This window comes from Kitasatospora sp. NPDC086801 (assembly GCF_044745805.1).
Classification (GTDB): domain Bacteria; phylum Actinomycetota; class Actinomycetes; order Streptomycetales; family Streptomycetaceae; genus Kitasatospora.
Genome location: NZ_JBIVAX010000010.1, coordinates 169,016 through 192,240, shown reverse-complemented (window position 1 = coordinate 192,240; position 23,225 = coordinate 169,016). Strand labels below are relative to the sequence as shown.

The window sequence follows — 23,225 nt, the reverse complement described above, 5'->3', positions numbered from 1 at the left end:
CGCCGGGCCGTCACGGGGTCGACATCCAGCGGTCGCGCAGGCCGACCAGGACGGCGACGGAGACCACCAGCAGGACCAGCGACAGCGCGATCGCCGCCTCCGGGTCCGACTCCATGGCGAGGTAGACGGCCAGCGGCATGGTCTGGGTGCGGCCGGGGAAGTTGCCCGCGAAGGTGATCGTGGCGCCGAACTCGCCGAGCGCCCGGGCCCACGCGAGCACCGCTCCGGCGGCGATCCCCGGAGCGATCAGCGGCAGGGTCACCCGGCGGAACGCCGTCAGCCGGGAAGCCCCCAGCGTCGCGGCCGCCTCCTCGTAGCGGGGGTCGGCGGCGCGCAGCGCGCCCTCCACGCTGATCACCAGGAACGGCATCGCCACGAACGCCTCGGCGATGACGACCCCGGTCGTGGTGAACGGCAGGGTGATGCCGAAGGCCGAGTCCAGCCAGGAACCGACGATGCCGCGCCGCCCGAGGACCAGCAGCAGCGCCACGCCGCCGACCACCGGCGGCAGCACCAGCGGCAGGGTGACCAGGGCCCGGATGACCCGCCGGCCCGGCAGTTCGGTGCGGGCGAGCAGCCAGGCCAGCGGGACGCCGAGGACCAGCGAGACCGCCGTGGCCGCCGTCGCGCAGATCAGCGACAGGCGCAGGGCGTCCCAGACGGCGGCGCTGGTGAGTTGGTCGGACAGGCCGCTCCAGGGCGCCCGGACCAGCAGGCCGACCAGCGGCAGGATCAGGAACGCCAGCCCGAGCAGCGCCGGGAGCAGCAGCGTGACCGGGACGCGGTGCGGGCGCCGGCGCCGGCGTGGCAGGGCCTTCGCCGTTCCTGCCACGCCGGGCCCGGTGTCGGTGGTGCGGTCGGTGGTGCGGTCGCTCACGGCGCCTGGAAGCCCGCCGCGGTGAGCACCTGCTTGGCCTCGGGCGACTGGATGTACGCGACGAAGGCGGCGGCGCCGTCCTTGTTCGGGGCCTTGGCCAGCGCGGCGATCGGGTAGTCGTTCACGGCCTTGTCGGCCTCGGGGAAGTCCACGCTGTCGATCTTCCCAGCATCCGCCTTCACGTCGGTCTTGTACACGAGCGAGGCGTCGACCTCACCGAGCTCGACCTTGGTGAGCGCGCCCTTGACGTCTTGCTCCAGGGTGACCGGGGTGAGGTTGACGTTGGCGGCCTTGAGCGCGGTCAGGGCGGCGGCGCCGCACGGCACCTCCTTTGCGCACAGCGCGACCTTCACACCGGAGCCGGTGAGGTCGTTCAGGCCCGCGAGGTGCTTGGGGTTGCCCTTGGGCACGGCGATGGTGAGCGTGTTCTTGACGAAGGTCTTCGGGTCGCCGCTCGCGCCGCCCGCGTCGGTCACGGTCTTCATGGTGGCCGGACTGGCGGCGGCGAACACGTCCGCCGGGGCGCCCGAGTTGATGCTGGTGGCGAGGCTGGAGCTGCCGCCGAAGTTGAACTTGACCTTGGCGCCCGGGTTCGCGGCCTCGAACTTCTTGCCGAGGTCGGTGAAGGTCTCCTTGAGCGAGGCGGCGGCGAAGACGGTGATGTCGCCGGTGGCCTTCGGGACGCTGCCGCCACCGGCCGCCGTCGAGGAGCCGGTCGCCGTCGAGGAACCTGTCGCCGTCGAGGCCGAGGAGCCGGCCGTCGAAGCGGGGGAGGAGCCGCCGGACTTGCCACCGCCGTCGCTGCCGCAGGCGGTCGCCCCGAGGCTGAGGACGAGGGCCGCCGCGGCGGCGACGGCGAGTCTGCGGGTGGTCGTACGGGTGCTCATCGGGGCTTCCCCTCCAGGGCGCGCGCCGGAAGGGGCGCGGGGTGAGGCCGCAGGTGCGGCCATTATGGTGATCATAGTGCCGCAAATGCGAGTGATAAATCCTCTGTCGCTTCGCACAGGCGGGTGTGGCGGGGGCGTCCGCTCGGCTGTGGGAAGGCTCAAACGTGCACGGACGGTGCCGGGGGTGGCACTGGTACGGGGGCCGGTGTGGTGGGTGGTGCGATGGCCGGTGTCATGGGCCGTGTCATGGGCGGCGTGGGGCGGTGCCGGGGAAATTACGTCGCGCGGGGGGCGGTCGGGCGGACAGGGTGGGGGTGATTCGTACAGCAGTCCGTACACAACGCCCGGGCCGAACGGCCCAGGAGAGGGGGAGGGGTCCGTCCATGTCCACGTTGCGCGTCACCGCCGAGAAGCTGGTCGTCCTGGAGCACCCGAACGCCGACGCCCTGGAGCTCGCGCAGGTCGGCCTCTACCGGGCGGTGGTCGCCAAGGGCAGGTACCGGACCGGCGACTACGCCGTCTACATCCCCGAACAGTCCGTCCTCCCGGTGGAGTTGATCGAGGAGCTGGGGTTGACGGGCAGGCTGGCCGGTAGCAAGTCCGACCGGGTGAAGGCCGTCCGACTGCGCGGCGAGCTGTCCCAGGGCATCGTCTGCCTGCCGGCCGCGCTCGCCGGCACCGACCTGGCGCCTGCCGCCGAGCGCGGCGAGGACTTCGCCGAGCTGCTCGGAGTCGTCAAGTGGCAGCCCCCGGTGCCGACCTCCATGAACGGCGACGTGCTGAGCGCGCCCGACCTGCTGCCCTGGGTGGACATCGAGAACCTCAAGCGCTACCCCGACGTCTTCGAGCCCGGCGAGCCGGTGGTGCTCACCGAGAAGCTGCACGGCAGCTGCTGCCTGATGACCTACACCGCTGCCACCGGCGAGGTCCAGGTGTCGTCCAAGGGCATCGGGGCGCAGGGGCTCTCACTGGCCGAGGACGAGCGCAACCTGTACTGGCGGGCCGTGCGCGCGTACGACCTCCCGGCCGTGGCGGCCCGACTGGCCGAGCGGCTCGGCGCCGAGCGGGTCGGTGTCTTCGGCGAGGTCTTCGGCGCCGGGGTACAGGACCTGACGTACGGCGCCTCCGGCCGCGCCGAACTGCCCGGGTACGCCGCGTTCGACGTGTCGGCCGTGGTGGACGGGCAGCTGACGTGGTACTCCGCGGCCGAACTGCTCGACGGTGAACTGCCGTTGGTGCCCGAACTGTGGCGGGGGCCGTTCGACCCGGAGACCGTGCTGGCCTTCGCCCAGGGCAAGGAGACCGTCTCCGGGCGTGAACTCCACCTGCGCGAAGGCGTGGTGGTCCGGCCGGTGACGGAGCGCTGGAGCCCGGTGGTCGGCGGGCGGGCGATCGCCAAGGTGGTCGGCGACGCCTACCTGACGCGCAAGGGTGGCACCGAGTACGAGTGATCCGCGCCCCTTCCCGCCCCTTCCCGCCCCTTCCCGTCCCGCCGCCCGTCCCGCCGCCCGTCCCGCCCCCCGTCGCGCACTCCCGCGCCTTTTCGCGCTCTTCCGCGCCTTCCGGAGGTGATTGATCGTCAGTTAACTTGGTGGGTCGCCTGTGCGGAAGGAGTGTCGATGACCAACGCCACCGCCCTCATGCCCGGACCGGCCGGGAACCCCCTGGTCGGTTCGCTGTTCGATCTCACCCGCCGCCCGCTGCGCACCTACCTCGCCGCTCACCGGGACCACGGGGACGTGGTCCGGTTCCGGGTGGGGCCGCCCGGGCTGCGGGTCGAGTTCTTCGGGGTGTTCTCCCCTGAAGGAGTCCACCAGGTGCTGGGCAGCGAGGCCGCCAACTTCCGCAAGGAGAACGCCTTCTACGACGAGCTGCGGACCAGCGTCGGCAACGGCCTGTTGACGAGCCAGGACGGCGACTACCAGCGCCAACGCCGGCTGGTCCAGCCGCTGTTCACCCGCCGCCGGGTGGACGGCTACGCGGGCGCCGTCGCCCAGGAGGCACGGGCGCTCACCGAACGGTGGAACGTGACCCCGGGCGGGGTCGTGGACGCGGCGGAGGAGATCTCCCGGTTCGCGCTGCGCGCCGTCGCCCGGATCCTGTTCGGCGCGGACGTCGAGGAGGCGGTGGCGGTGGTGGACCACAGCTTTCCGGCGCTCGGCCAGTACGTCTGGGACCGCGGCTTCGCGGCGATCCGCACCCCTCGCACCTGGCCGACCCCTTCGAACCGGCGCGGCGCCGAGGCCCAGCGCGCCCTGTACGCGGTCTGCGACCGGATCATCGCCGAGCGGGCCGCGCGCGGCGACCTGGACGAGGACGCGGACGACCTGCTCACCCTGCTCGGACGGGCCCGCGGCGAGGGCGGGGAGCAACTCGACCCGGCCGAACTCCGGGACCAGGTCCTGGTGTTCCTGCTCGCGGGGCACGAGACCACGGCCACCTCGTTGGCCTTCGCGCTGCACCTGCTCGCCAAGCACCCCGAGCAGCGAAAGCTCGCCCGGCAGGAGGCGGAGACCGTGCTGGCCGGCCGGGAGCCGACCGCCGCCGACCTGGAGGCGCTGCCGTACATCACCCGGGTGCTGAAGGAGGCGATGCGGCTCTACCCGGCGGCGGCACTGGTCGGGCGGCGGGCGGTCGCTCAGACGGTCATCGACGGGTACGTGATCCCGGCGGGCGCCCAGGTCATCATCTCGCCGCTGGTCACCCACCGGCACCCGGCGCACTGGCCGGAACCGGAACGCTTCGACCCGGACCGCTTCCTGCCCGAGCGGGAGAAGGAGCGGCACCGCTACGCCTGGTACCCGTTCGGGGGCGGTCCGCGGGCGTGCATCGGGCAGCACTTCTCGATGCTGGAATCGGTGCTGAGCCTGGGCGTGCTACTGCGGGACTTCGAGATGGAGGCGGTGGATCAGCGGGTGGCGCTCGCCCAGGGCATCACGCTCCGCGCGGCGAGCCCGATGCGGATCCGGGTGACGGCGCGGGGAGCCGCGGGGCTCGCCGGGTAACGGCTGACAACCTTCAGTGTTCAGCGAACAGATAACAGAGTTTGAAATCTGTTATCTGTTCGCTGAAATCTGTTCGCTGCTCTCCGGGCGCACGGCCGGCCGGCCCCCCCGGGGGCGTGGGCGTGCGGCGGGGGTGCCGCCCCGGCGGGACGGCGCCCCCATCGACTCTGCCGGCGCCTCAGCCCCGGCTCTGGAACACGACCTTGGTCCAGCTGGAGCCCGGGCAGTTGCCCCAGACGTCCCAGGCCTGGGACCGGGCGCCGATCCACAGGCCGGTGGTGTGCGTGCCGTCGGCACAGTAGGTGATGGTGCGCAGCTCGCCCGAGTAGACGTTGCAGTAGCCCTCCCAGCGCCACCCGTAGTTGGCGGTGATGACGCAGTGGTAGGAGGCGGCGGCCACCTCGGGCGAGGCCCCGATGGCATCGGCGGAGATGGCCTGGTCGGCGGCGGCGACGGTGGGCGCGGCGGCGGCGGGCAGAGTGGTGGTCCCGAGTACGCAGAGGGTGGCCGCGGCGGCCACCCCGAACGTGGCGATCTTCCTGGCGACGTGACCTCGCATGGCGGTTTCTCCTCGCTCAACGGTGCTGATCGGGTGATGCGTCCCCGGCCGTCCGGATCCACGGAGCGGGTGAATTCCGGGCCCCCGTCCGGCTGATGACGTATTGCACACGAATGACTGCGGGCAGTGAGACGACGGCCTATGATGTGACCCGTGTCACAACCTTTCTCGACGGGTCGTGACCTGCCCAACTGGGCTTTCGGGGTGCCGATTTCCGGGGAGAACGGCATGGCGGAATGCGGCGGTCGGTGTGGCGGCGGACGCGGGAGCGACGGCGGGAAGGACTTCGGTCCGGGTCTCGCCGATCGTCAATCGGCCGATTTCAACCGGGTGTTCACGGAAATGCTGCCGAGGCTCCACCGGGCGGCCGCGTCGCTCGTCGGCGGGCTCGCGGCCGGGGACGTGGTGCACGACGCGTATCTGCGGATCGCCCGCAGGCCGGAGCGGCTCCTGAGCCATCCACAGCCCTATGCCTACGTGTTCACCACGATGGCGAACATCGTGCGCGACCAGTGGCGCCGGGAGCGGCGGAGGGTCGCGTTGCCCGATCCGCCCGAGGTGGCCGAGCGCGAGCGGGGCCGGGCGGCGGTCGATTCGCTGTCGGGCGGGATGGACGAACTGCAGGCGCGCTGGGAGGTGCTCCGACTGCTGGGCTGCCTGACCGCGAAGCAGGCCCGGGTGGTGGTGCTGGTGGACCTCGACGGTTACACCGTCGACGAGGCCGCCGAACTGCTGGGCCTGCACCGCAGCACCCTGGCCGTCACCCGCCGCCGCGCCCATGGGAGGCTGCGCGCGGTCCTCGAACGGGAGCGAGAGCACGGGCGAGAACGCGAGCGGGATCGGGACGGAGGGCGGGATTGCGAACGGGGCCACTGGCCGGGGCCCGCTCCCGAAGCGGAGCCCGGCGCAACGCCCAGTGCAAGGCCCGGCGCAGGGCCTGAGGCGGAGCCCGAAGCGGCTCCCGACGCACCGAGCTGACGGGAAGTCAGCTGATGCGCCGCCCCGGCCCGTACGCTGAAAATCGTGATCACGTACGAGGACCACCGCCTCCGCGCCCTGGCCGACGACGGCCGCTGGCCCGAACTGCTGGCCGCCTACCGGCAGGGTCGGGCGGCAGCCGTGGAGCGTGCCGGGGAGGAGCCCGCGGCGGCGCTGACCGCGCCGCTCGGCCACCTGATCGCCTACTCGGCGCCGCCGGAGCTGGCCGTCCGGCTGTTCGACCGGGACGGCGGCCCGGGGACGGTCGCCGGGGTCGCCGACCATGACGCCGGTCCGCTCTGGGAGGTGCTGGCGACCCGGCATTCCTGGCTGCGACTGGCCCCGCTGCTCGTCCCGGCCCCGGTGCGCCGACTGGTCGCGCAGACCCGGGTGCTGCTCGGCGAGGACCTCTCGTACGGGGCCGAACCCGACCCGGAGGGCGTGCCGTTGCTGCTGGCACCGTGGGAGACGGCCGGGTGGGACGAGGGGGCGCGCGTGCGCCAGTACCTGCCCTGCGGGGGCGCGCGCAGCGCGCTGCTGACCCTGCCGGCCAGCCGGGAGGGGCTGGGCGAGGTGGCGCTGCCCACGCCGGGCGTGCGGCTGGGCGGGCAGCGGGCGACCCGGGCGCTGGCCGCGCTGGCGGACTGGGCGGAGGTGGTCTGCGTCCGGGGCCCGGCGCCGCAGGCGGCCGCCCAACTGGCTCGTAGTGCCAGGGTCGCCGGGGGGTACCTGCCGTTCGCGCTCGTCTACCCGGCGTTGGTGCAGGCGGCCGCCGTGGACCGCTGGCAGGGCTCGGCGCACGGACGACTGGCGCTCTGGCGGGCGCTGGTCGCGATGGCCGGGGCGGACGGTGCGGCCGGTCCCGACCGGGCCGAGGTCGACGCGCTGGTGGCCCGGATGCGCTGCTTCGTCTGGCACGAGCCGGCCGCCGGACTGCGCCATCTGCACGTCGCGCTGGAGGACCCGGCCTGCGGCCTGGCCTGGGCGGTGAGCGGCTCCGAGGACCTGTGAGGACCTGCGGGACCCCGTGCGGACCTGTGGCGAACCCGCCGGATGTGCGGGACCCCTGGTCCGGCGCCGTTTCCGGGGGAGGTGGTGGCGCCGGACCAGGGGCGTATGAGGGGCCGCTCAGACGGCCGCGGCCGCACCGCCCTGGGCGGGGACGGCCTCCGGAGTCGCCGGGGCGGCCTCGGGGGTCGCGCTCGGCCCGCCGTGCGCGTCGACCAGGGTCCGCTCGTCGAAGGGCAGCTCGCCGGCCAGCACCCGCTGGGCGCGGTCCGCGTCGAGTTCGCCGGTCCAGTGCCCGATCAGGACGGTGGCGACGGCGTTGCCCGCGAAGTTGGTGAGCGCACGGGCCTCGGACATGAAGCGGTCGATGCCGACGATCAGGCCGACCCCGTCCACCAGCGCCGGCTTGTGCGACTGCAGTCCGCCGGCCAGGGTGGCCAGCCCGGCGCCGGTGACGCCGGCCGCGCCCTTGCTCGCGATCACCATGAACACCAGCAGCGAGAGCTGCTCGCCGATCGACATCGGCTTGTCCATCGCCTCGGAGATGAAGATCGACGACATGGTGAGGTAGATCGCGGTGCCGTCGAGGTTGAAGCTGTAGCCGGTCGGCACGGTGATGCCGACGACGGGGCGGCTCACGCCGAGGTGCTCCATCTTGGCGATCAGGCGGGGCAGCGCGCTCTCGGAGGAGGACGTGGAGAGGATCAGCAGGAACTCGCGGCCCAGGTAGCGCAGCAGCGCGAACACGTTGACGCCGGCGACCAGCCGCAGCAGCGCGCCCAGCACCACGACGACGAACAGCACGCAGGTCGCGTAGAAGCCGATCATGATGACCGCGAGGCTCTTCAGCGCGGCCGTGCCGGTCGCCCCGACGACGGCGGCCATCGCCCCGAAGGCGCCGATCGGCGCGACCCACATGATCATCGACATGACCCGGAAGACCAGCCGCTGCACGTGCTCGACCCCGCGCAGCACCGGGGCGCCGGCCGGGCCCATCGCCTGCAAGGCGAAGCCGGCGAGCAGCGCGACCAGCAGGGTCTGCAGCACCTTGCCCTCGGTGAGGGCCGAGAACATGGTGGTGGGGATCATCCCGAGCAGGAAGTCGGTCGTCGACTGGGCCCCGCCGGCGACGGCCTGGGCGTGGCCGGACTTCGCGAGCGCGGCGGTCAGGTGCAGGCCGCCGCCGGGCTCCAGCAGGTTGCCGACGGCCAGGCCGATGGCCAGCGCGACGGTCGACATGACGAGGAAGTAGCCGAGGGCGAGGCCGCCGACCTTGCCGACCTTGGCGGCCTTGGTCACCGAGCCGATGCCGAGCACGATGGTGCAGAAGATCACCGGGCTGATCATCATCTTGATCAGGTTGACGAAGCCGGTGCCGACCGGCTTCAGCTCCACGGCGAAGCCGGGGGCGGCCAGCCCGACCACGATGCCCGCGACCACGGCGGCGATGACGGCGAGGTAGAGGTAGTGGGTCCGGTCCCTGCGTCTGGACCCTCCCGCCGGTGCGGCTCCAACGATCGACATCTGCGGCTCCTTCGCCGTGCGGTCCTGGCGGCCCCGGGTGGTGGGCCGCTCTGACTATCGGGCCTGAGCGTGACGGAGGTCACGTTTGCGTTCATAGAGTTCACGAACGGGCGCAGCCGGGAGTCGCCCGACCGTCGGCAGGCCGTCGCCCGACCGTCGCCCGACCGTCGACAGCCCGTCGACTGGCTGCTGACCGATAGCGGGCCCCTGGGGGACCTCGGGGGCGTGGTGCACACTGGCAGGCATGTCCGTGCGCACCGCCCCCACGCCCTCGCGCCGACGGCTCCCGGCACCCCGTGGGCTGGTCCGCAGCCTGGCCGGGCAGCTCTTCGTCGTCCAGGTGGTCATCGTCGCCGCCGTGGTGGCGGGCGGCGCGGTGCTCGCGTACCTCTTCACCGCCGACCGCGCCGAGGACGCGGCGCGCCGCCAGGTCACGGCCGTCGCCCACGCCGTCGCCGACTCGCCGTCCGTCCGTGCCGCCGTCACCGCGCCGGACCCGACGGCGGTGCTCCAGCCGTACGTCGAGCAGGTGCGGGTGGACACCGGCGTCTCCTTCATCACCGTCATGGACACCGAGGGCGTGCGCTGGACCCACCCGCTGCCCGAGCAGATCGGCAAGCGCTTCCTCGGGCACATCGACTGGGCGCTCGCGGGGGAGACCCGCAGCGAGACCTACACCGGCACGCTCGGACCGTCCGTGCGGGTGGTCACGCCGGTACTGGACGACCGGCGCCAGGTGATCGCGCTGGTCAGCGCGGGCCTCACGGTGGAGTCCATCTCCGAGCAGCTGAGCGGCCCGCTGCTCGCCCTGGTCGGGGTGGCGGTGGCCGCGCTCGCGGTCGGCGGTGTGGGCACCTACCTCGCCAACTCCCGGCTGCGGCGGCACACCCACGGCATGGGGCCGGCCGAACTCAGTCACCTCTACGAGTACCACCAGGCGACCCTGCACTCGGTGCGCGAGGGGCTGGTCCTGCTGGACCGTGCACACCGGGTGGTGCTGTGCAACGACGCGGCCCGTGAACTGCTCGGACTGGCCGGTGACTTGGAGGGCCGACCGATCGTGGAGCTGGGGCTGCCGCAAGCGCTGGTCGCGGCCGTGCTCGGCGACGAGCCGGTCCGGGACGAGGTGCACCTGACCGCCGAGCGGGTGGTGGTGCTCAACACCTCCACCATCGGCACCGGCCTCGGCCGGGTCGTCACCCTGCGCGATCACACCGAACTGCAGTCACTCAGCGGTGAGTTGGACTCCGTGCGGGGCTTCACCGAGGCCCTCGGGGCGCAGGCGCACGAGGCGGCCAACCGCTTGCACGCCGTCGTCTCCCTGGTCGAACTCGGCCGCCACGAACAGGCGGTGGAGTTCGCCACCGCCGAGCTCGCGCTCGCGCAGCAGCTCACCGACCGGGTGGTCGCGGCGGTCGGCGAACCGGTGCTGGCCGCGCTGCTGCTCGGCAAGGCGGCCCAAGCAGCCGAGCGGGGAGTGGAGTTGACCCTCACCGACGACAGCCGGATCGACGACGGGGTGCTGCCGCCCGGGCTCTCCGCGCGGGACCTGATCACCGTCCTCGGCAACCTGATCGACAACGCCGTGGACGCCGCGATCGCCGGAGTCGCGCAGAACGCGGTGCCGCCGGAGGTCACCGTCACCGCGCGGATCGACGCCGGGGGCGGCGGTTCGGAGGGTGGTGGTTCGGAGGGTGGTGGCGAGTGCCTGCTGCTGCGGGTCGCCGACACCGGGGCGGGGATCGACCCGGCCGCCGTCGAGGACGTGTTCCGGCGCGGCTGGAGCACCAAGCAGGACGGGCACGGGCACGGCCTCGGTCTGGCGCTGGTGGCCCAGGCCGCCCGGCGCAACGGCGGCAGCGTCGAGGTCGGGCGCGACCGGGGGGCGGTGCTCACCGTCCGGCTGCCGCTCGCCGGGCTGCCCGCGCGACCCGGCGAGCGGCAGCCGGGGCAACCGGGGCGGTCTGGGCAACCGGGGCAGCCGGGCCGGTCTGAGCGGCCGGGGCAGCCGGGCCGGCCGGGTCGGCGGGAAGGGGCGTCGCGATGACCGAGGTGACCGCCGGGCCGGGGATCTCCGTGCTGGTCGTCGAGGACGACCCCGTGGCCGCCGCCGCGCACACCCTCTACGTCGAGCGCGAACCCGGCTTCCACGCCGCCGGGACGGTGCACAGCTGCGCCGACGCGCTGCGTTTCCTGGACCGCGCCCGCGCCGCCGGGAGGCCCGTCGACCTCACCCTGCTCGACCTCTACCTGCCGGACGGCCACGGCCTCCAGCTGTGCCGCTCGCTGCGCGCCGTCGGCCACACCACCGACGTCATCGCGGTGACCTCGGCCCGTGACCTGGCGATGGTCCGGCAGGCCGTGTCGGCGGGTGTGGTCCAGTACCTGCTGAAACCATTCGGCGCCGCCGCCCTGCACGACCGCCTGGAACGGTACGCCCGCTACCGCGACAGCCTCGGGCGCACCGGCGAGGCGACCGGGCAGGACGAGGTCGACCAGGCGTTCGCCCTGCTCCGCACGCCCGAGCGCAGCAGCCTCCCCAAAGGACTGAGCGCGCCCACCCTGGACACCGTCGCCTCCGTGCTGCGCGAGACCGCGACGGGTCTGTCCGCCGCCGCCGCGGGCGTCGCCGCCGGGGTCTCCCGGATCACCGCTCGCCGCTACCTCGAACACCTCGTCGACACCGGGCGGGCGGTACGGGAGCCGCAGTACGGGAGCGTGGGGCGGCCGGAGCTCTGCTACCGGTGGAAGGGCGACGGGGCGGCCGTGGGGCGGCGGGGGTGAGGAGCGCGCCCGCCGGGTCGGTGTCGAAGGGCGTGACCTTTTCGCCGGTCGCTCGTTGGCAGGACCGGGGGCGGTTCACTCACTCGGGTGGTTCCGGGGGCCCCTGGAGTATCCCGCCAGGTCGGGAGCAGTAAAGTTAGGCTTACCTAACTTCTCATGGGGGTTCGCCTTGTCGCTCGCCGCCGTCCCCGCCCAGGCCCCGGCCTCCCCTTCCGGAGCCGCCGGTGCCTCTGGAGTCGCTGGAGCTGTCGGAGTCGCTGGAACCACCGGTGCCCCGGCCTCCGGTGAGGCCATCCTGCGCCGCCAGCGCGTACGCGAGTCCGCCGCCCGCACGTACGCCCGGTCCTTCCCGATCGTCCCGGTACGGGCCCACGGCATGACCGTCGAGGGCGCCGACGGGCGGCGCTACCTGGACTGCCTCTCCGGCGCCGGGACGCTCGCCCTCGGGCACAACCACCCGGTGGTGCTGGAGGCGATCCGCCGCACCCTCGACAGCGGCGCCCCGCTGCACCTGCTCGACCTCGCCACCGCCGAGAAGGACGACTTCACCAGCGCCCTGTTCGAAAGCCTGCCCGCCGACTTCGCCGCCGGCGCCCGGATCCACTTCTGCGGGCCCGCCGGCACCGACGCCGTCGAGGCCGCGCTCAAACTGATGCAGACCGCCACCGGCCGGTCCGGCGCGCTCGCCTTCACCGGCGCCTACCACGGCATGACCGCCGGAGCCCTGGCGCTCACCGGCAACGTCGCCGTCAAGGAACCGCTGCCGAGCGGCGGCGAGGTCGTCCGGCTGCCCTACCCGTACGGCTACCGCTGCCCGTTCGGCGTCGGCGGCGAGGCCGGCGCCGACCTCGCCGCGACCTATGTCGAACGGCTGCTGGACGACCCCTCGGGCGGGGTCGTCCCGCCCGCCGCGATGATCCTGGAGGCCGTACAGGGCGAGGGCGGCGTCGTCCCCGCGCCCGACGGCTGGCTGCGCGAGATGCGCCGGATCACCGCGGAACGGGGCATCCCGCTGATCGTCGACGAGGTGCAGACCGGCGTCGGGCGCACCGGCGCGATGTGGGCCGTCGAGCACAGCGGCATCGTCCCGGACGCCATGGTGCTCTCCAAGGCCATCGGCGGCAGCCTGCCGCTCGCCGTCGTCGTCTACCGGGAGGACTACGACGGCTGGCGCCCCGGCGCCCACACCGGCACCTTCCGCGGCAACACCCTCGCCATGGCCGCCGGCGCCGCCACCCTGCGCCACGTCGCCGCCCACGGGCTGGCCGAGCGCGCCGCCGTCGTCGGCGAACGGATGACCGCGCGGCTGCGCGCGCTCGCCGCCGAACTGCCGGTGATCGGCGACGTACGCGGGCGCGGCCTGATGCTCGGCGTCGAACTCGTCGACCCCGCCGCCGAACCGGACGCCTGCGGGGCCCGCCCGGCCGATCCGGCGCTCGCCCTCCGGGTCCGGGAGGCCTGCCTGGCGCGCGGGCTGATCGTCGAACTCGGCGGGCGCCACGACGCGGTGCTGCGGCTGCTGCCGCCGCTCACCATCACCGACGAGCAGGTCGCCGCGGTGTTCGACCGGCTCGCGGACGCGATCGCGGCAGCGGCGGCCGTCGATTCCGCCGCTGCGGCGGGTCCTGCGGGTCCTGCGGGTCCTGCGGGTCCCGGGGCTCCTGCGGGTCCCGGGGCTCGGGGCGCCGAATGAGCGCGGGGCGAGGAGGCGGTGGTGGTTCGGGAGGTGGTCCGGGAGACGGCTCGGGCGCCCACTCCGGAGCCGGAGGCGGTTCCGATGCGGGTTCCGGTGGGGGGTCCGGCGCCGTCGTCGGACTGCCCGGCGGGCCCGCCCCGTTGGACGCCCTCGCGGGCGGCGTCGGCGGCCCCGGAGCGCTCGGGCCGCTGCTGGCCACCGTCCTCGACGCGCTCGACCACGGCATCGCCCTGCGCGGCGGGCCGCTGCCCGCAGGCAGTCCGGCCGAGCTCGGCGCGCTGGTCGCCGACGGCCTGGCCGGCGCCCACGGACCCGGCGCGCTCGCCCGCCTCACCGAACTCCTCGCCTACGGCGCCGCCGACCCCGCCGACCCGGCCTGCGCCGCCCACCTGCACTGCCCGCCGCTCGCCGTGGCCGCCGCCGCCGACCTCGCGGTCAGTGCCCTCAACCCCTCCCAGGACTCCTGGGACCAGGCCCCCGCCGCCACCGCCCTGGAGACCGCGCTCCTCGCCGAACTCGCCTCCCTGGTCGGCTACGACCCGGCCCGAGCCGCCGGCGTCCTCACCTCCGGCGGCACCGAGTCCAACTTCATGGGCCTGATGCTGGCGCGGGACCAGAAGCTGGACGGCATCGTCGAGTTGGACGGCATCCCGGCCGGAGTCCGGCCGTGCATCGTCGCGTCGGAGGCCGCGCACTTCTCCGTCCAGCGCGCCGCCGCCCTGCTCGGGCTCGGCGAGCGTGCCGTCACCACCGTCCCGGTCGACCGGCAACTCCGGATGGAACCAAAGGAGTTGGAGCGGACCCTGGCCGAGGTCAGCTGGGCCGGACGCACCCCGATCGCCATCGTCGCCACCGCCGGCACCACCGACACCGGTGGCGTCGACCCGCTGCACGTAGCCGCCGACCTGGCCGGCCGCTACGGCGCCTGGCTGCACGTCGACGCCGCGTACGGTGGCGGCGCCCTGCTCTCCGACCGGCTCGCCCCGCTCCTCGACGGCATCGACCGTGCCGACTCCGTCTCCCTCGACTGGCACAAACTCGGCTGGCAGCCCGCGGCCGCCGGCATCTTCCTGGTCCGCCGCACCGAGACCTACGTCTCGCTCGCCCGCCGCGCCGAGTACCTCAACCCCGTCGACGACGAGCAGGCCGGCTACCCCAGCCTGCTCGGCCGCTCCCTGCGCACCACCCGGCGGGCCGACGCCTTCAAACTCGCCGTCACGCTGCGCACCCTCGGTCGCGACGGGCTCGGCCGGCTCGTCGACGCCTGCCACGAACTCGCCCGGTCCGCCGCCGAGGCCGTCCGCGCCGAACCGTCACTCGAACTCCACGCCGAACCCGCGTTGACCGTCCTGCTGTTCCGCTACCGGCCGCCGGGCCTGACCGACGAGGCCGCCGTCGACGAACTCAACGGCAGCCTGCGCCGGTTGCTGCTGCGCACCGGGCGGGCGGTGATCGGGCGGACCGAACTCCCGGGCGAGGGGCCCGGCCGGGTGCGGCTCAAGCTCACCCTGCTCAACCCGCACGCCACGGCGGGGGAGGTCTGCGCACTGCTGCGCGAGGTGGTGAGCGCCGGCCGGAAGGTTGCGGGGGACCGGGCCGGCTAGGGCCGAGCTGCGTGAAACCGGCCGTCGCTGGCCGCCCGGCATCGGGCGGTCCCCGTTCGAGACCGTGGGTCAGGACGGTCGATCCATGGCCGCCACCGAATGACCACGGCTGCCGCGGGAACGGGGTTGGGGGCGGTGCCGGCGGTCGCGGTCAGTCGCTCAGGAGGATGGTGCGGGTGAGCTCCCAGGTCTCCGGATCGGCGGCGACCAGCAGGCCGTTCTCGCAGCCGGGAGCCTCGGGGCGGTAGGGGGTGCCGTCCAGTCGGGCGGACACGCCGCCGGCCTCGGTGACGAGCAGGGAACCGGGGGCGTGGTCCCACGGGAGGGTGCGCCAGTAGAGGAGGAAGTCGAAGCGGCCCTCGACGAGGTCCGGGTACTCGATTCCGGCGGCGTGCCGACCGGGGGAGACCTCGCCGAAGGCCGACTCGTTGGCCTGCAGGCGCCGACGGTGTTCCGGGTCGAGGTAGCGGCTCTTCACGGATCCGCGCAGCTTCGCGGCGTCGTGCGGCGCCGGCGGCCGGGTCAGGCGCACGCCGTCGCGCCAGGCTCCGGAGCCCAGTTCGGCGCGGTAGGCGGTGGCGGTGGCGGGCTGCCAGATCCAGGAGGCGACGGTCTCTCCGCCGCGGACGAGTGAGCACATCACGGCGTACTCGGGGCGGCCGGCGACGAAGTTGGCGGTGCCGTCGACCGGGTCGACCAGCCAGGCGGCGGGCTCGTCGTGGAGGGCCTGGGCGAGTTCGGGGTCGGCGGAGACCGCCTCCTCGCCGACCACGGGGACGGGCAGCAGCTCGCGCAGGCGGCGGGCGATGATCACCTCGGCCTCGCGGTCGGCGACCGTCACGACCTCGCCGGGTGCCTTCTCCATCACCTCGCCGGCGGCCAGCGCCCGGAAGCGCGGCTCCACCGCCTCGGCCGACGCCTCGACGAGTATCTCCGCCACCTTGTCCATCAGCACGTTCGCGCTCCCTTCGCTGGCTACCACTGTCGCACGAGTGTGCGGAGGTGACCTGTGGCGACCCCTGGGGCGGGTGGGGCCCACAGGTGGGTCCGGGGGCGCGGTATGGCGGGCGGAGGGGTGCGAACGGGGAACGGCGAACAGATAACAGATGACAACTTTCGAAATCTGTTATCTGTTATCTGTCGGCTGTCATCTGTCACTTGCCCTCCGGAGGCGGCCCTCAGCCGCCCAGGTAGTGGAACCCCGGGCGGGGGTGCATCAGGAACTCGTGGTGCGAGATGTTCCAGGCGTACGCGCCCGCCATCGCGAACAGCACGCGGTCGGCCGCCCGCAGGCCGTCGGCGTCGGAGGAGGCCCGGGCGAGGACGTCCTTCGGGGTGCAGAGCTGGCCGGCCAGGGTGGTGCTGCCGGTGGTGGCGGCGGGGCGCGGCCACGGATGCGGCCAGGCGTCGACCGGGAGCACCTCGAACGGCTGGGAGTGGCCCCGGGTGGCGGGGGTGCGCAGGTGGTGGGTGCCGCCGCGGACCACCGCGAAGTCCTCGCCGTGGCTCTGCTTCACGTCCAGCACCTCGGTGGCGTACCAGCCGCAGTAGGCGGTCAGTGCCCGACCGGGTTCGATCCGCAGGGTCAGGCCCGGGTGGGCGTCCAGCAGCTTGGCCAACCCTTCGCCGAAGGCCGTCCAGTCGAAGCGGTTCGCCGGGTCCTCGTAGTCCACGGCCATCCCGCCGCCGACGTTGACCTCCGTCAGCGGGAAGCCGTGTCGCTCGGCCAGCGCGGCGGACCAGGCCACGATCTGCTCGGCGACGGCCAGTTGCTCCGGCGCCGCGAGTCCGCTGGCCAGGTGGGCGTGCACGCCGCGCAGGCGCAGCCGCCGACCGAGCGGGCCGGGGCCGGTGCCGTCGCCGGTGAGCACACGCACGCACTCCTCGGCGCGGTCCGGGTCGAGCCCGAACGGCGTCGGCCGCCCGCCCATCGCGAGCGCCACCGCGTCGAGCGCTCCGGTGGCGACCGGAAGGTTGACCCGCAGCAGCACGTCAACCACCGTGCCCGGCCGGTCCGCGAGGACGGCGTCGAGCCGGTGTAGCTCCTGCTCGCTCTCGACGTGCCAGCGGTGCACTCCGACGTCCACGGCGGCGGCGATCTCGGCGGGCGTCTTGCCCGGTCCGCCGAAGGCCAGCGGCGCGTCCGGAACCGCCGCCCGCACGTGCGCCAACTCCCCGCCGCTGGAGACCTCGTAGCCGTCGACCGCGTCGCGCAGCGCGGCGAGCAGCGGTGCCTCCGGGTTGGCCTTGGCGGCGTAGTACAGCTCGACCCGCGCGGGTAGCGCGGCCCGGACGGCGGCGGCGTGCGCGTGCAGCGCCGCCAGGTCGTAGACGTAGGCGGGCAGGGCGTCGGGTGCGAGGGCGGCGACGTGCCGGCGGACGGTCTCGGTCATCGGGCGGCGCTCCCGAGGGAGAGGGGGACGGGCGTGCGGGCGGCCTGGGCGAGGACGGATCCGGCGAGCGGCGAGGGCAGGCGGACGTAGCCGGCCTGGCGGTCGGCCTTGCGTTCCCAGCGGGTGAGCAGGTTGGCCTTGGCCGGCAGCGGCACGCCCGCGAGCAGCGCCCGCAGCCGGGGCGGCCGGCCGTGGCCTGCCGCGTGCTGCTCCAGGGTGTCTCGGACCGCCTGCCACAGGGCGCCCTCCAGTTCGGGGTGGCGGTCGGCGAGGGCGGCGAGCAGTTCGGCGACGTGGTTGACCAGCAGGCAGTAGACCACCCGGTCCCAGCCGCGCTCGGCGTCGTACGTCATCGGCCCGGCGACCTCGGGCGGGAGGGCGGCCAGGATGTCGGCGTTGTGCTCGGGGACGAGCTTGGTGCCCTCCAGGTCGCGGAAGAGCACCTGGGCGGGGTGTCCGGTGGCGTCGACGCCGATGAGCACGTTCTGCAGGTGCGGCTCCAGCACCACGCCGTGGTCGAAGTAGGCGGCGAGCACGGGCGGGATGAGCAGCCCCAGGTAGGCGCGCCACCAATCCAGGGCCCGGGATGCGTCCGAACTCCCCTCCAGCAGGTGGGAGATGTGGGCGGAGCTGGTCGGGTGCTCGTCGGCGACGGCGGCGGCCAGCAGCGGGGTGACGCCGGGCCGCAGCACGCCGCCGAAGCCCTCGCGGACGATCAGACCGAAGCCCTCGTAGAGCGCCTGGTCGGGTCGGCCGTCGGCGCCGGGCAGGGCGAGGGTGCGGAACGCGGGCTCGCGCAGCATCGCCGCGCCGGGAAAGCGCCGGGCGAGGTCGGTAAGGGCGGGGGCGAGCAGCCGGGTGAGCGCGACGGCGCCGGTGAGCTCGTACGCGGCGTTCTTGCGCAGGCAGTTGGTGATGCGCACGTTGAGGCTGAACTTGAGGAAGGCGTCCGCGCCGTGGAGGGTGCGCACCGAGGCCGTGGCGGCGAACTCCTCACCGCGCGGCCCGAGGTCGAGGACGTCCCCACGGGCCAGGGCAGCGCGCAGCAGCGGGTGGTCGCCGATGAGTTGGTACTGCCAGGGGTGGGCGGGCAGCAGGCGGTAGCCGTCCGGGACGTCGCCGAGACCGTCCAGCAGGGCGCTCGCGCTCTCGTCCAGGGACTGCTCGGCGAGCAGTTCGGAGCGGACGGCGAGGTGGCGCAGCGGGAACGCCGCACGGGATTCCGGGGCGTACCCGCGCCAGTCCCCCCGGGCGGCGGAGCGGGACTTGGGCGCCGGGTGGAAGCGGTGGCCGAACAGCAGGGCCTGCTCGGACTCCAGGTAGCGGTCCGGTCCGGAGGCCGGGCGGCCGTCCAGGCTCTGCCGGAGGCCGTCATGACTGGAGGTGACCTGGCCCAGGAACTCCTCGTTCACCGTGCCGGTACGCAGCTCCAGTTCGTCCTGCACGTGTTCGGCCAGCTCACGCCAGTCCAACTCCGCCCATTCGCCGACTCGTTCGATCTCGACCGGGCCGGTGAAGCGGTGCGCGCCGAGCAGTGAGGTGCGGCGCAGGGCGATCCGCAGCAGGGCGCCCCGCCGGGGCAGGCGCAGCAGCAGGCGGCCGTCGGCCACGGCGGTCTGGTGCTCGGGGGCGGAGACCTCGCGCAGCAGGCAGTTCAGCAGGGTGTGGGCCGCCGCGTCGTCGGCGGTGGGCAGTTCGTGGCTGATCGACTCGTGGGCGACCGACTTGTGGGTGATCGGCTCGGGGGTCATCGGCGACTCCAGCGCTGGCGGAGGGACGGGAGGGAGAATGCGGTGGCCGCGACGGCGGCCAGCAGGGCGGCGGCGGTGCCGGCCACCACGGGCGCGGCGGCACCGAACCGCCCGTTGGCCAGCGCTGCGACGGCGCCGGCGGCGACGGCGCCACCCTTGGAGACGAGTTCGAGCGTGCCGAACATCCGCCCGGGCGCGCGCCCTTGGGCCGCACCGGCGGCGAGCACGGCGAGGCAGACCAGGCCGAGCGTGAGCCCGGCGCCGAGCAGTAGCCGGACGGTGACGAAGACGGGCAGCGAGTACGCGACGGCGTGCCCGGCCAGACCGAGTGCGACGAAGCCGAAGCCGAGCGCGATGCCGGTGTGCGGGCGGGCGTGGAACAGCGTGTGGGTGCGCGCGGCGAACACCAGGTAGCACAGGTGAGGCAGGGCGAACAGCACGCCGGTGGTGGTGCCGGAGACTCCGGGCAGCCGCTGCTCGGCGAGCGAGATCAGATAGGGGAAGGAGATGACGGTGGCGAAGACGAAGACGAACTCGAAGACGTAGAGCGGCAGGAGTGGGACGGTGGGTGCCCGCTCGGCGCGGCCCTCGGACGCGGGGGCGGCAGCCGGGTGCTCCGGTTCGGGCAGCAGCGACAGCAGCAGCGCGGCGGCGAGCGGGAGGACGGCCATCACCAGGTACTGGCGGTGCGGGTCGATCCACGGGGACAGCGCGCCGACCAGGATCGGCGCGGCCACCAGGGCCGCCCGGGCGCTGCCCTGCATCAGGGTGAGTGCGCGGGACAGCCGTGGTCCGTCGAGGGCGGCGGCGAGGTAGCCGTTGGTGGCGGCGAAGGTGCCGCCGAGGAAGCCCTGCAGGACCAGTGCGAGGGTGAAGGCGGGCAGGCTGCCGGCGGCTCCGGCCAGCAGGAAGGAGACGGTGAGCCCGAGTTGGGCACGCAGCAGCAGTCGTTTGCGGCCGAAGCGGTCGGCCAGCCGACCCCACAGCGGTGCGCCGAGCGCGCTGAAGACCGTCGGGACGATGTAGAGCACGCCGGCCCACCGGGCCTGCGGATCGCCGAGCGTGGGCAGGATCGCGGTCAGGTACGGCGGCAGGCCCAGTGCGGCGAAGGAGGCGACGAAGTAGCAGGCGGCGACGGCGTGCACCTGGCGGCGGCCGAGCCCGCCGGAGCGGTCCGTCCCGTGGCCGGACCGCTGCGGCAGGGTCTCCGTGCTCATCGGGCGATCCCGTTCGCCAGCAGGTAGTTGGGGCCGCTGGTGTAGTGCTTGTTGATGTCGGCGGCGCCCGATCGCTGCTTGCTGAGCAGGGTCCCGGCACTGACCATGGCCTTGACCGGCAGGCGTTCGGCCTCCAGCAGGTGCGTCCGCAGCGGTTCGCCGGCCGGCCCGATCCGGTCCACGGCCTCGGCCAGGCGCTTTCGCAACAGTCCGAGCACGTCGGCGAGTTCGGCGCGGTGGTGTTCCGCGAGGCCGAACGCGAGCGCGCCGGTGCACAGGTGGCCGGTGATGGTGGTGAACAGGTCGGTGAGCGCCCGGTCGTCGTCGCCGAAGATCCGGGCGTCGTCGAAGTCGGTGCGGGCCGGGGCGAGTTCGCCGAGTCGGGCGGTCATCCGGGCGGTGTGCACACGCGGGCCGTCGTCGTCCTTGTAGAGCAGACGCAGGCCGTCGTCGCCGAGCACCAGGGAGGTGTTCTGTTGGTGCGACTCCAGGGCGATGCCGTAGCCGAACAGCGTGGTCTGCCAGTCCAGCAGAAGTTCCAGCAGGGCGTCGTAGAAGGCGAGTTGGTCGCCGTCGTAGAAACGGTCGGCGAGATGGTCGAGCACCAGGCGGCCGCCGGGCGCGGGAGCCAGCAGGGCGGCGAGCGGGACGGTGACGGCCTGCTCCAGCCCGGTGGGGTAGCGGCGCAGCAGGACGGCCAGCAGTTCGTGACCGGCATGCGCCCAGGTCTGCTCGTCTGCGTGCAGGACGCGGTCGGCGAAGCGCGGCTCGCGGGCCAGCACGGCCTCGATCAGGCGCTGGCCGGCGGAGCCGTCGAGCAGCGTGCCGGGCTTGATGGTGCGGCGGTTGAGCCGGCCCAGGGTGGCGGTGGCGAGCGGGAGTTTGAGGTGGCAGGAGGGGTCGTCGGCGACGGCGACGGTGCGCATGGAGAGCGTCGGCACGACGGTCAGGTAGGGCCGTTCGGCGAGTACCGCGCGGCCGGCCAGGCCAGCCGCCTCCAGTGCCTCGTCCAGCGGGGTGCCGACGGTGAGCGGGTGGACCGGCAGGGTGGTCCAGCCGTCGCCGGGGCAGGCGTCCGCAAGGCCCAGCCAGGCCGGGGTGGGCCACCAGCTCGGCAGCGGGCGCTCGCCGTGGGTGGTGAGGGCTTCGGTCGGGACGGCCAGCCAGCGCAGCTCGAACGCCGGATGGAACTCCGGTGCGTAGGAGCGAAGTTGGGGATCGCTGAGACCGGCCCGGCCGCGCGCGGTCGGGTAGACCGGGTGGTCGAGGTAAGCGGCCAGGGTGTCGTGGCCGAGGGCGGCGGCCAGGCCGGTCCAGCCGGCCGGGTCCTCGCCGTACAGGTCGGTGAGCCGGGCGTGCACCTCGGGTCGCGCGCGTTCGTGCAGTTCCATGGTGGCGAGGGTCTGGCGGCACTCCTCGGCGAAAGCGTCCCAGCCGGGCCGGTCCTCGGCCTCGGCCAGGCCGGCCAGGGCTGCCACGATGGCGTCCAGGCCGGTGAGCCGGCGCCCGGCCAGCTCCAGCAGTGGCAGCCGGGCGGCGTACTCGCACTGGAAGCCCTCGGCGGCGACGGGCAGGGCGAGTTCGGCGTCCGTGACGGTGAACCAGGGGCCGTCCGCGCGGTGCTCGACGGCGCCGCGGGTGCGCAGGCCGAGGACGTCCTCGCGCAGCAGGGCGGAGAGCACCCGCAGGGTGAGCTGCTCGTCGGCGGTCACGGGGTGATCTCCCAGCGGTTGGCGGCGCGGAACCGGGCCACGGCGGCGTCCACGGCCTCCTGGTCGGCGCCGACGGCCCACATCACGCCCAGGTAGTCGCGGTTGGTGCGGTAGTGCTCGTGCCGTTCGCCGAGCGGGCGCAGCGGCCGGTAGGCGAGCCGGACGCCGTCGCGCTCCTCGTCGTACGGGCCGGGGGCGGCGGTGAGGACGCCGGCCCGGTCGGCGCAGACCACCTCGTTGCGGGCCCGGCGGGGGGCCGCGGCGCACTGGGCGCCGAGTTCGGCGGGGAGTTCGCGGCCGAGGTGGGTGGCGAGGATGTGCTCGAAGAGCGGGATGCCGAGGATCTCGGCGAGCATCAGGTCGCACTGGTCGCCGATGGCGCGGTAGTTGACCTCGATGATCCGGGCGCGGCCGTCCGGCTGGATGACGAACTCGGTGTGGCAGGCGCCGAGTCCGACGCCGAGTGCGTCGAGCTGGGCGAGCACCTGCGCGACCACCTCGGCGGGGTGCGCGGGGACGAACTCCAGCACCTCCTCGATGAAGTCCGGCGGCGGGGAGAGCTGCGTGCGGAAGCCGCCGAGGACGTGCCGGCGGCGGCCGTCGCCGAGCGTCTCCAGGGTGCACAGCCGGCCGTCCAGGAACTCCTCGACGACCAGTGTCGCGCCGGCCCGGCGGTGCTGGATCTCCCGGCAGCGGAGGGCGAGTTCGGCGGCGTCGGTGACCAGAGTGACGTCCTCGCTGGCCACTCCCTCGCGTGGCTTGACCACGCACGGGAAGGGCGGGTCCAGCTCAGCAGGGTCCTGCCCGGGGGCCAACTCCGCGGACCAGACGGCGTCCTGGCCGGTCAGGGCGAGGTGGCGGCGCAGTTGGCCCTTGTCCTTGGCCCGCAGTGCGGCCTTCCAGTCCTTGGCGGGGAGGCCGAAGTACTCGGCTGTCAGGGCGGTCTGGGTCTGCAGGTGGTCGCTGTTGCTGAACACCGCGTCGGGCGCGTGGTGGCGGGAGGCCAGGCTGATCACGGCGCGGAAGTCCCGGACGTCGCACTCCAGCACCTCGGGTGCGGTGAACGGGAGGTCGGCGTAGGCCTTCCGGTGGGGTTCGGCGTGGTCGGTCAGGACGGTGACGTCGAGCCCGAGCCGGGCGGCGGCGGGCAGGAAACCGGCGGTGACCGAGTCGGTGGGGTTGAGGGCGAGCAGGTAGAGCCGCATGGGGTTGGTGGTCCTTGAGGGTGTG

At 74.0% G+C, this 23,225-nt stretch carries 18 protein-coding genes; 8 read left to right on the top strand and 10 right to left on the bottom strand.

The window, feature by feature from the left end; translation table 11 throughout:
- Positions 1-10 precede the first annotated feature (10 nt).
- Positions 11-832 carry an ABC transporter permease gene (locus tag ACIPLC_RS14920; protein ID WP_400473391.1) on the bottom strand — a complete coding sequence of 274 codons (822 nt, stop codon included), beginning with the start codon at positions 830-832 and terminating at the stop codon, positions 11-13.
- 41 nt (positions 833-873) lie between these two features.
- Entirely contained in the window at positions 874-1,764 is an 891-nt protein-coding gene (gene modA, locus ACIPLC_RS14915; protein WP_400473371.1) for a molybdate ABC transporter substrate-binding protein, read from the bottom strand.
- Positions 1,765-2,147: 383 nt separating this feature from the next.
- Here modA and ACIPLC_RS14910 point away from each other — a divergent pair, with 383 nt between their 5' ends.
- Positions 2,148-3,215: an RNA ligase (ATP) gene (locus ACIPLC_RS14910; protein ID WP_400473370.1), complete on the top strand. Its 1,068-nt coding sequence runs from the start codon at positions 2,148-2,150 to the stop codon at positions 3,213-3,215.
- Positions 3,216-3,383: 168 nt separating this feature from the next.
- Entirely contained in the window at positions 3,384-4,769 is a 1,386-nt protein-coding gene (locus ACIPLC_RS14905; RefSeq protein WP_400473369.1) for a cytochrome P450, read from the top strand.
- Between the two features lie 178 nt (positions 4,770-4,947).
- Here ACIPLC_RS14905 and ACIPLC_RS14900 read toward each other — a convergent pair whose 3' ends face one another.
- Complete coding sequence (locus ACIPLC_RS14900) at positions 4,948-5,328, bottom strand: hypothetical protein (protein WP_400473368.1); 381 nt, start codon at positions 5,326-5,328, stop codon at positions 4,948-4,950.
- Between the two features lie 153 nt (positions 5,329-5,481).
- On the opposite strand from ACIPLC_RS14900, the gene ACIPLC_RS14895 reads away from it, so the two are divergent.
- Both ACIPLC_RS14895 and ACIPLC_RS14890 read left to right on the top strand, forming a co-directional pair.
- Positions 5,482-6,306 (top strand): RNA polymerase sigma factor, encoded by an 825-nt coding sequence (locus ACIPLC_RS14895; protein WP_400473367.1) that lies wholly within the window; start codon positions 5,482-5,484, stop codon positions 6,304-6,306.
- A 45-nt stretch (positions 6,307-6,351) separates the two neighbouring features.
- A complete protein-coding gene (locus ACIPLC_RS14890; RefSeq protein ID WP_400473366.1) occupies positions 6,352-7,317 on the top strand; it encodes a hypothetical protein in 966 nt (321 codons plus the stop codon).
- Positions 7,318-7,434: 117 nt separating this feature from the next.
- Here the strand turns inward: ACIPLC_RS14890 and ACIPLC_RS14885 are convergent, their stop codons facing one another.
- Entirely contained in the window at positions 7,435-8,838 is a 1,404-nt protein-coding gene (locus tag ACIPLC_RS14885; RefSeq protein WP_400473365.1) for a cation:dicarboxylate symporter family transporter, read from the bottom strand.
- Between the two features lie 244 nt (positions 8,839-9,082).
- Here ACIPLC_RS14885 and ACIPLC_RS14880 point away from each other — a divergent pair, with 244 nt between their 5' ends.
- The 4 genes from ACIPLC_RS14880 (at position 9,083) to ACIPLC_RS14865 (ending at position 14,922) form a co-directional block, all read left to right on the top strand.
- Complete coding sequence (locus ACIPLC_RS14880; protein ID WP_400473364.1) at positions 9,083-10,885, top strand: ATP-binding protein; 1,803 nt, start codon at positions 9,083-9,085, stop codon at positions 10,883-10,885.
- A complete protein-coding gene (locus ACIPLC_RS14875) occupies positions 10,882-11,622 on the top strand; it encodes a response regulator (RefSeq protein ID WP_400473363.1) in 741 nt (246 codons plus the stop codon). The genes ACIPLC_RS14880 and ACIPLC_RS14875 overlap by 4 nt, the downstream gene beginning before the upstream one ends.
- Before the next feature lie 169 nt (positions 11,623-11,791).
- Positions 11,792-13,315 carry a diaminobutyrate--2-oxoglutarate transaminase gene (locus tag ACIPLC_RS14870; protein ID WP_400473362.1) on the top strand — a complete coding sequence of 508 codons (1,524 nt, stop codon included), beginning with the start codon at positions 11,792-11,794 and terminating at the stop codon, positions 13,313-13,315.
- A gap of 143 nt (positions 13,316-13,458) precedes the next feature.
- Entirely contained in the window at positions 13,459-14,922 is a 1,464-nt protein-coding gene (locus ACIPLC_RS14865; protein ID WP_400473361.1) for a pyridoxal phosphate-dependent decarboxylase family protein, read from the top strand.
- Positions 14,923-15,073: 151 nt separating this feature from the next.
- On the opposite strand, the gene ACIPLC_RS14860 is transcribed toward ACIPLC_RS14865, so the two are convergent.
- The 6 genes from ACIPLC_RS14860 to ACIPLC_RS14835 all read right to left on the bottom strand — a co-directional run bounded on the left by ACIPLC_RS14860 (position 15,074) and on the right by ACIPLC_RS14835 (position 23,200).
- Entirely contained in the window at positions 15,074-15,871 is a 798-nt protein-coding gene (locus tag ACIPLC_RS14860) for an inositol monophosphatase family protein (RefSeq protein ID WP_400473390.1), read from the bottom strand.
- Positions 15,872-16,100: 229 nt separating this feature from the next.
- Positions 16,101-17,315, bottom strand: coding sequence for a type III PLP-dependent enzyme (locus tag ACIPLC_RS14855; RefSeq protein WP_400473360.1), 1,215 nt, complete (start codon positions 17,313-17,315; stop codon positions 16,101-16,103).
- A complete protein-coding gene (locus tag ACIPLC_RS14850) occupies positions 17,312-19,066 on the bottom strand; it encodes an IucA/IucC family protein (RefSeq protein WP_400473359.1) in 1,755 nt (584 codons plus the stop codon). The genes ACIPLC_RS14855 and ACIPLC_RS14850 overlap by 4 nt, the downstream gene beginning before the upstream one ends.
- The gene (locus ACIPLC_RS14845; RefSeq protein ID WP_400473358.1) at positions 19,063-20,283 is read right to left on the bottom strand and encodes an MFS transporter; all 1,221 of its coding nucleotides are present in this window, start codon (positions 20,281-20,283) and stop codon (positions 19,063-19,065) included. Before ACIPLC_RS14845 ends, ACIPLC_RS14850 begins: the two co-directional genes overlap by 4 nt.
- Positions 20,280-21,995 (bottom strand): IucA/IucC family protein, encoded by a 1,716-nt coding sequence (locus ACIPLC_RS14840; protein WP_400473357.1) that lies wholly within the window; start codon positions 21,993-21,995, stop codon positions 20,280-20,282. The genes ACIPLC_RS14845 and ACIPLC_RS14840 overlap by 4 nt, the downstream gene beginning before the upstream one ends.
- A complete protein-coding gene (locus ACIPLC_RS14835) occupies positions 21,992-23,200 on the bottom strand; it encodes an acetyl-CoA carboxylase biotin carboxylase subunit family protein (RefSeq protein ID WP_400473356.1) in 1,209 nt (402 codons plus the stop codon). The genes ACIPLC_RS14840 and ACIPLC_RS14835 overlap by 4 nt, the downstream gene beginning before the upstream one ends.
- Positions 23,201-23,225 lie beyond the last annotated feature (25 nt).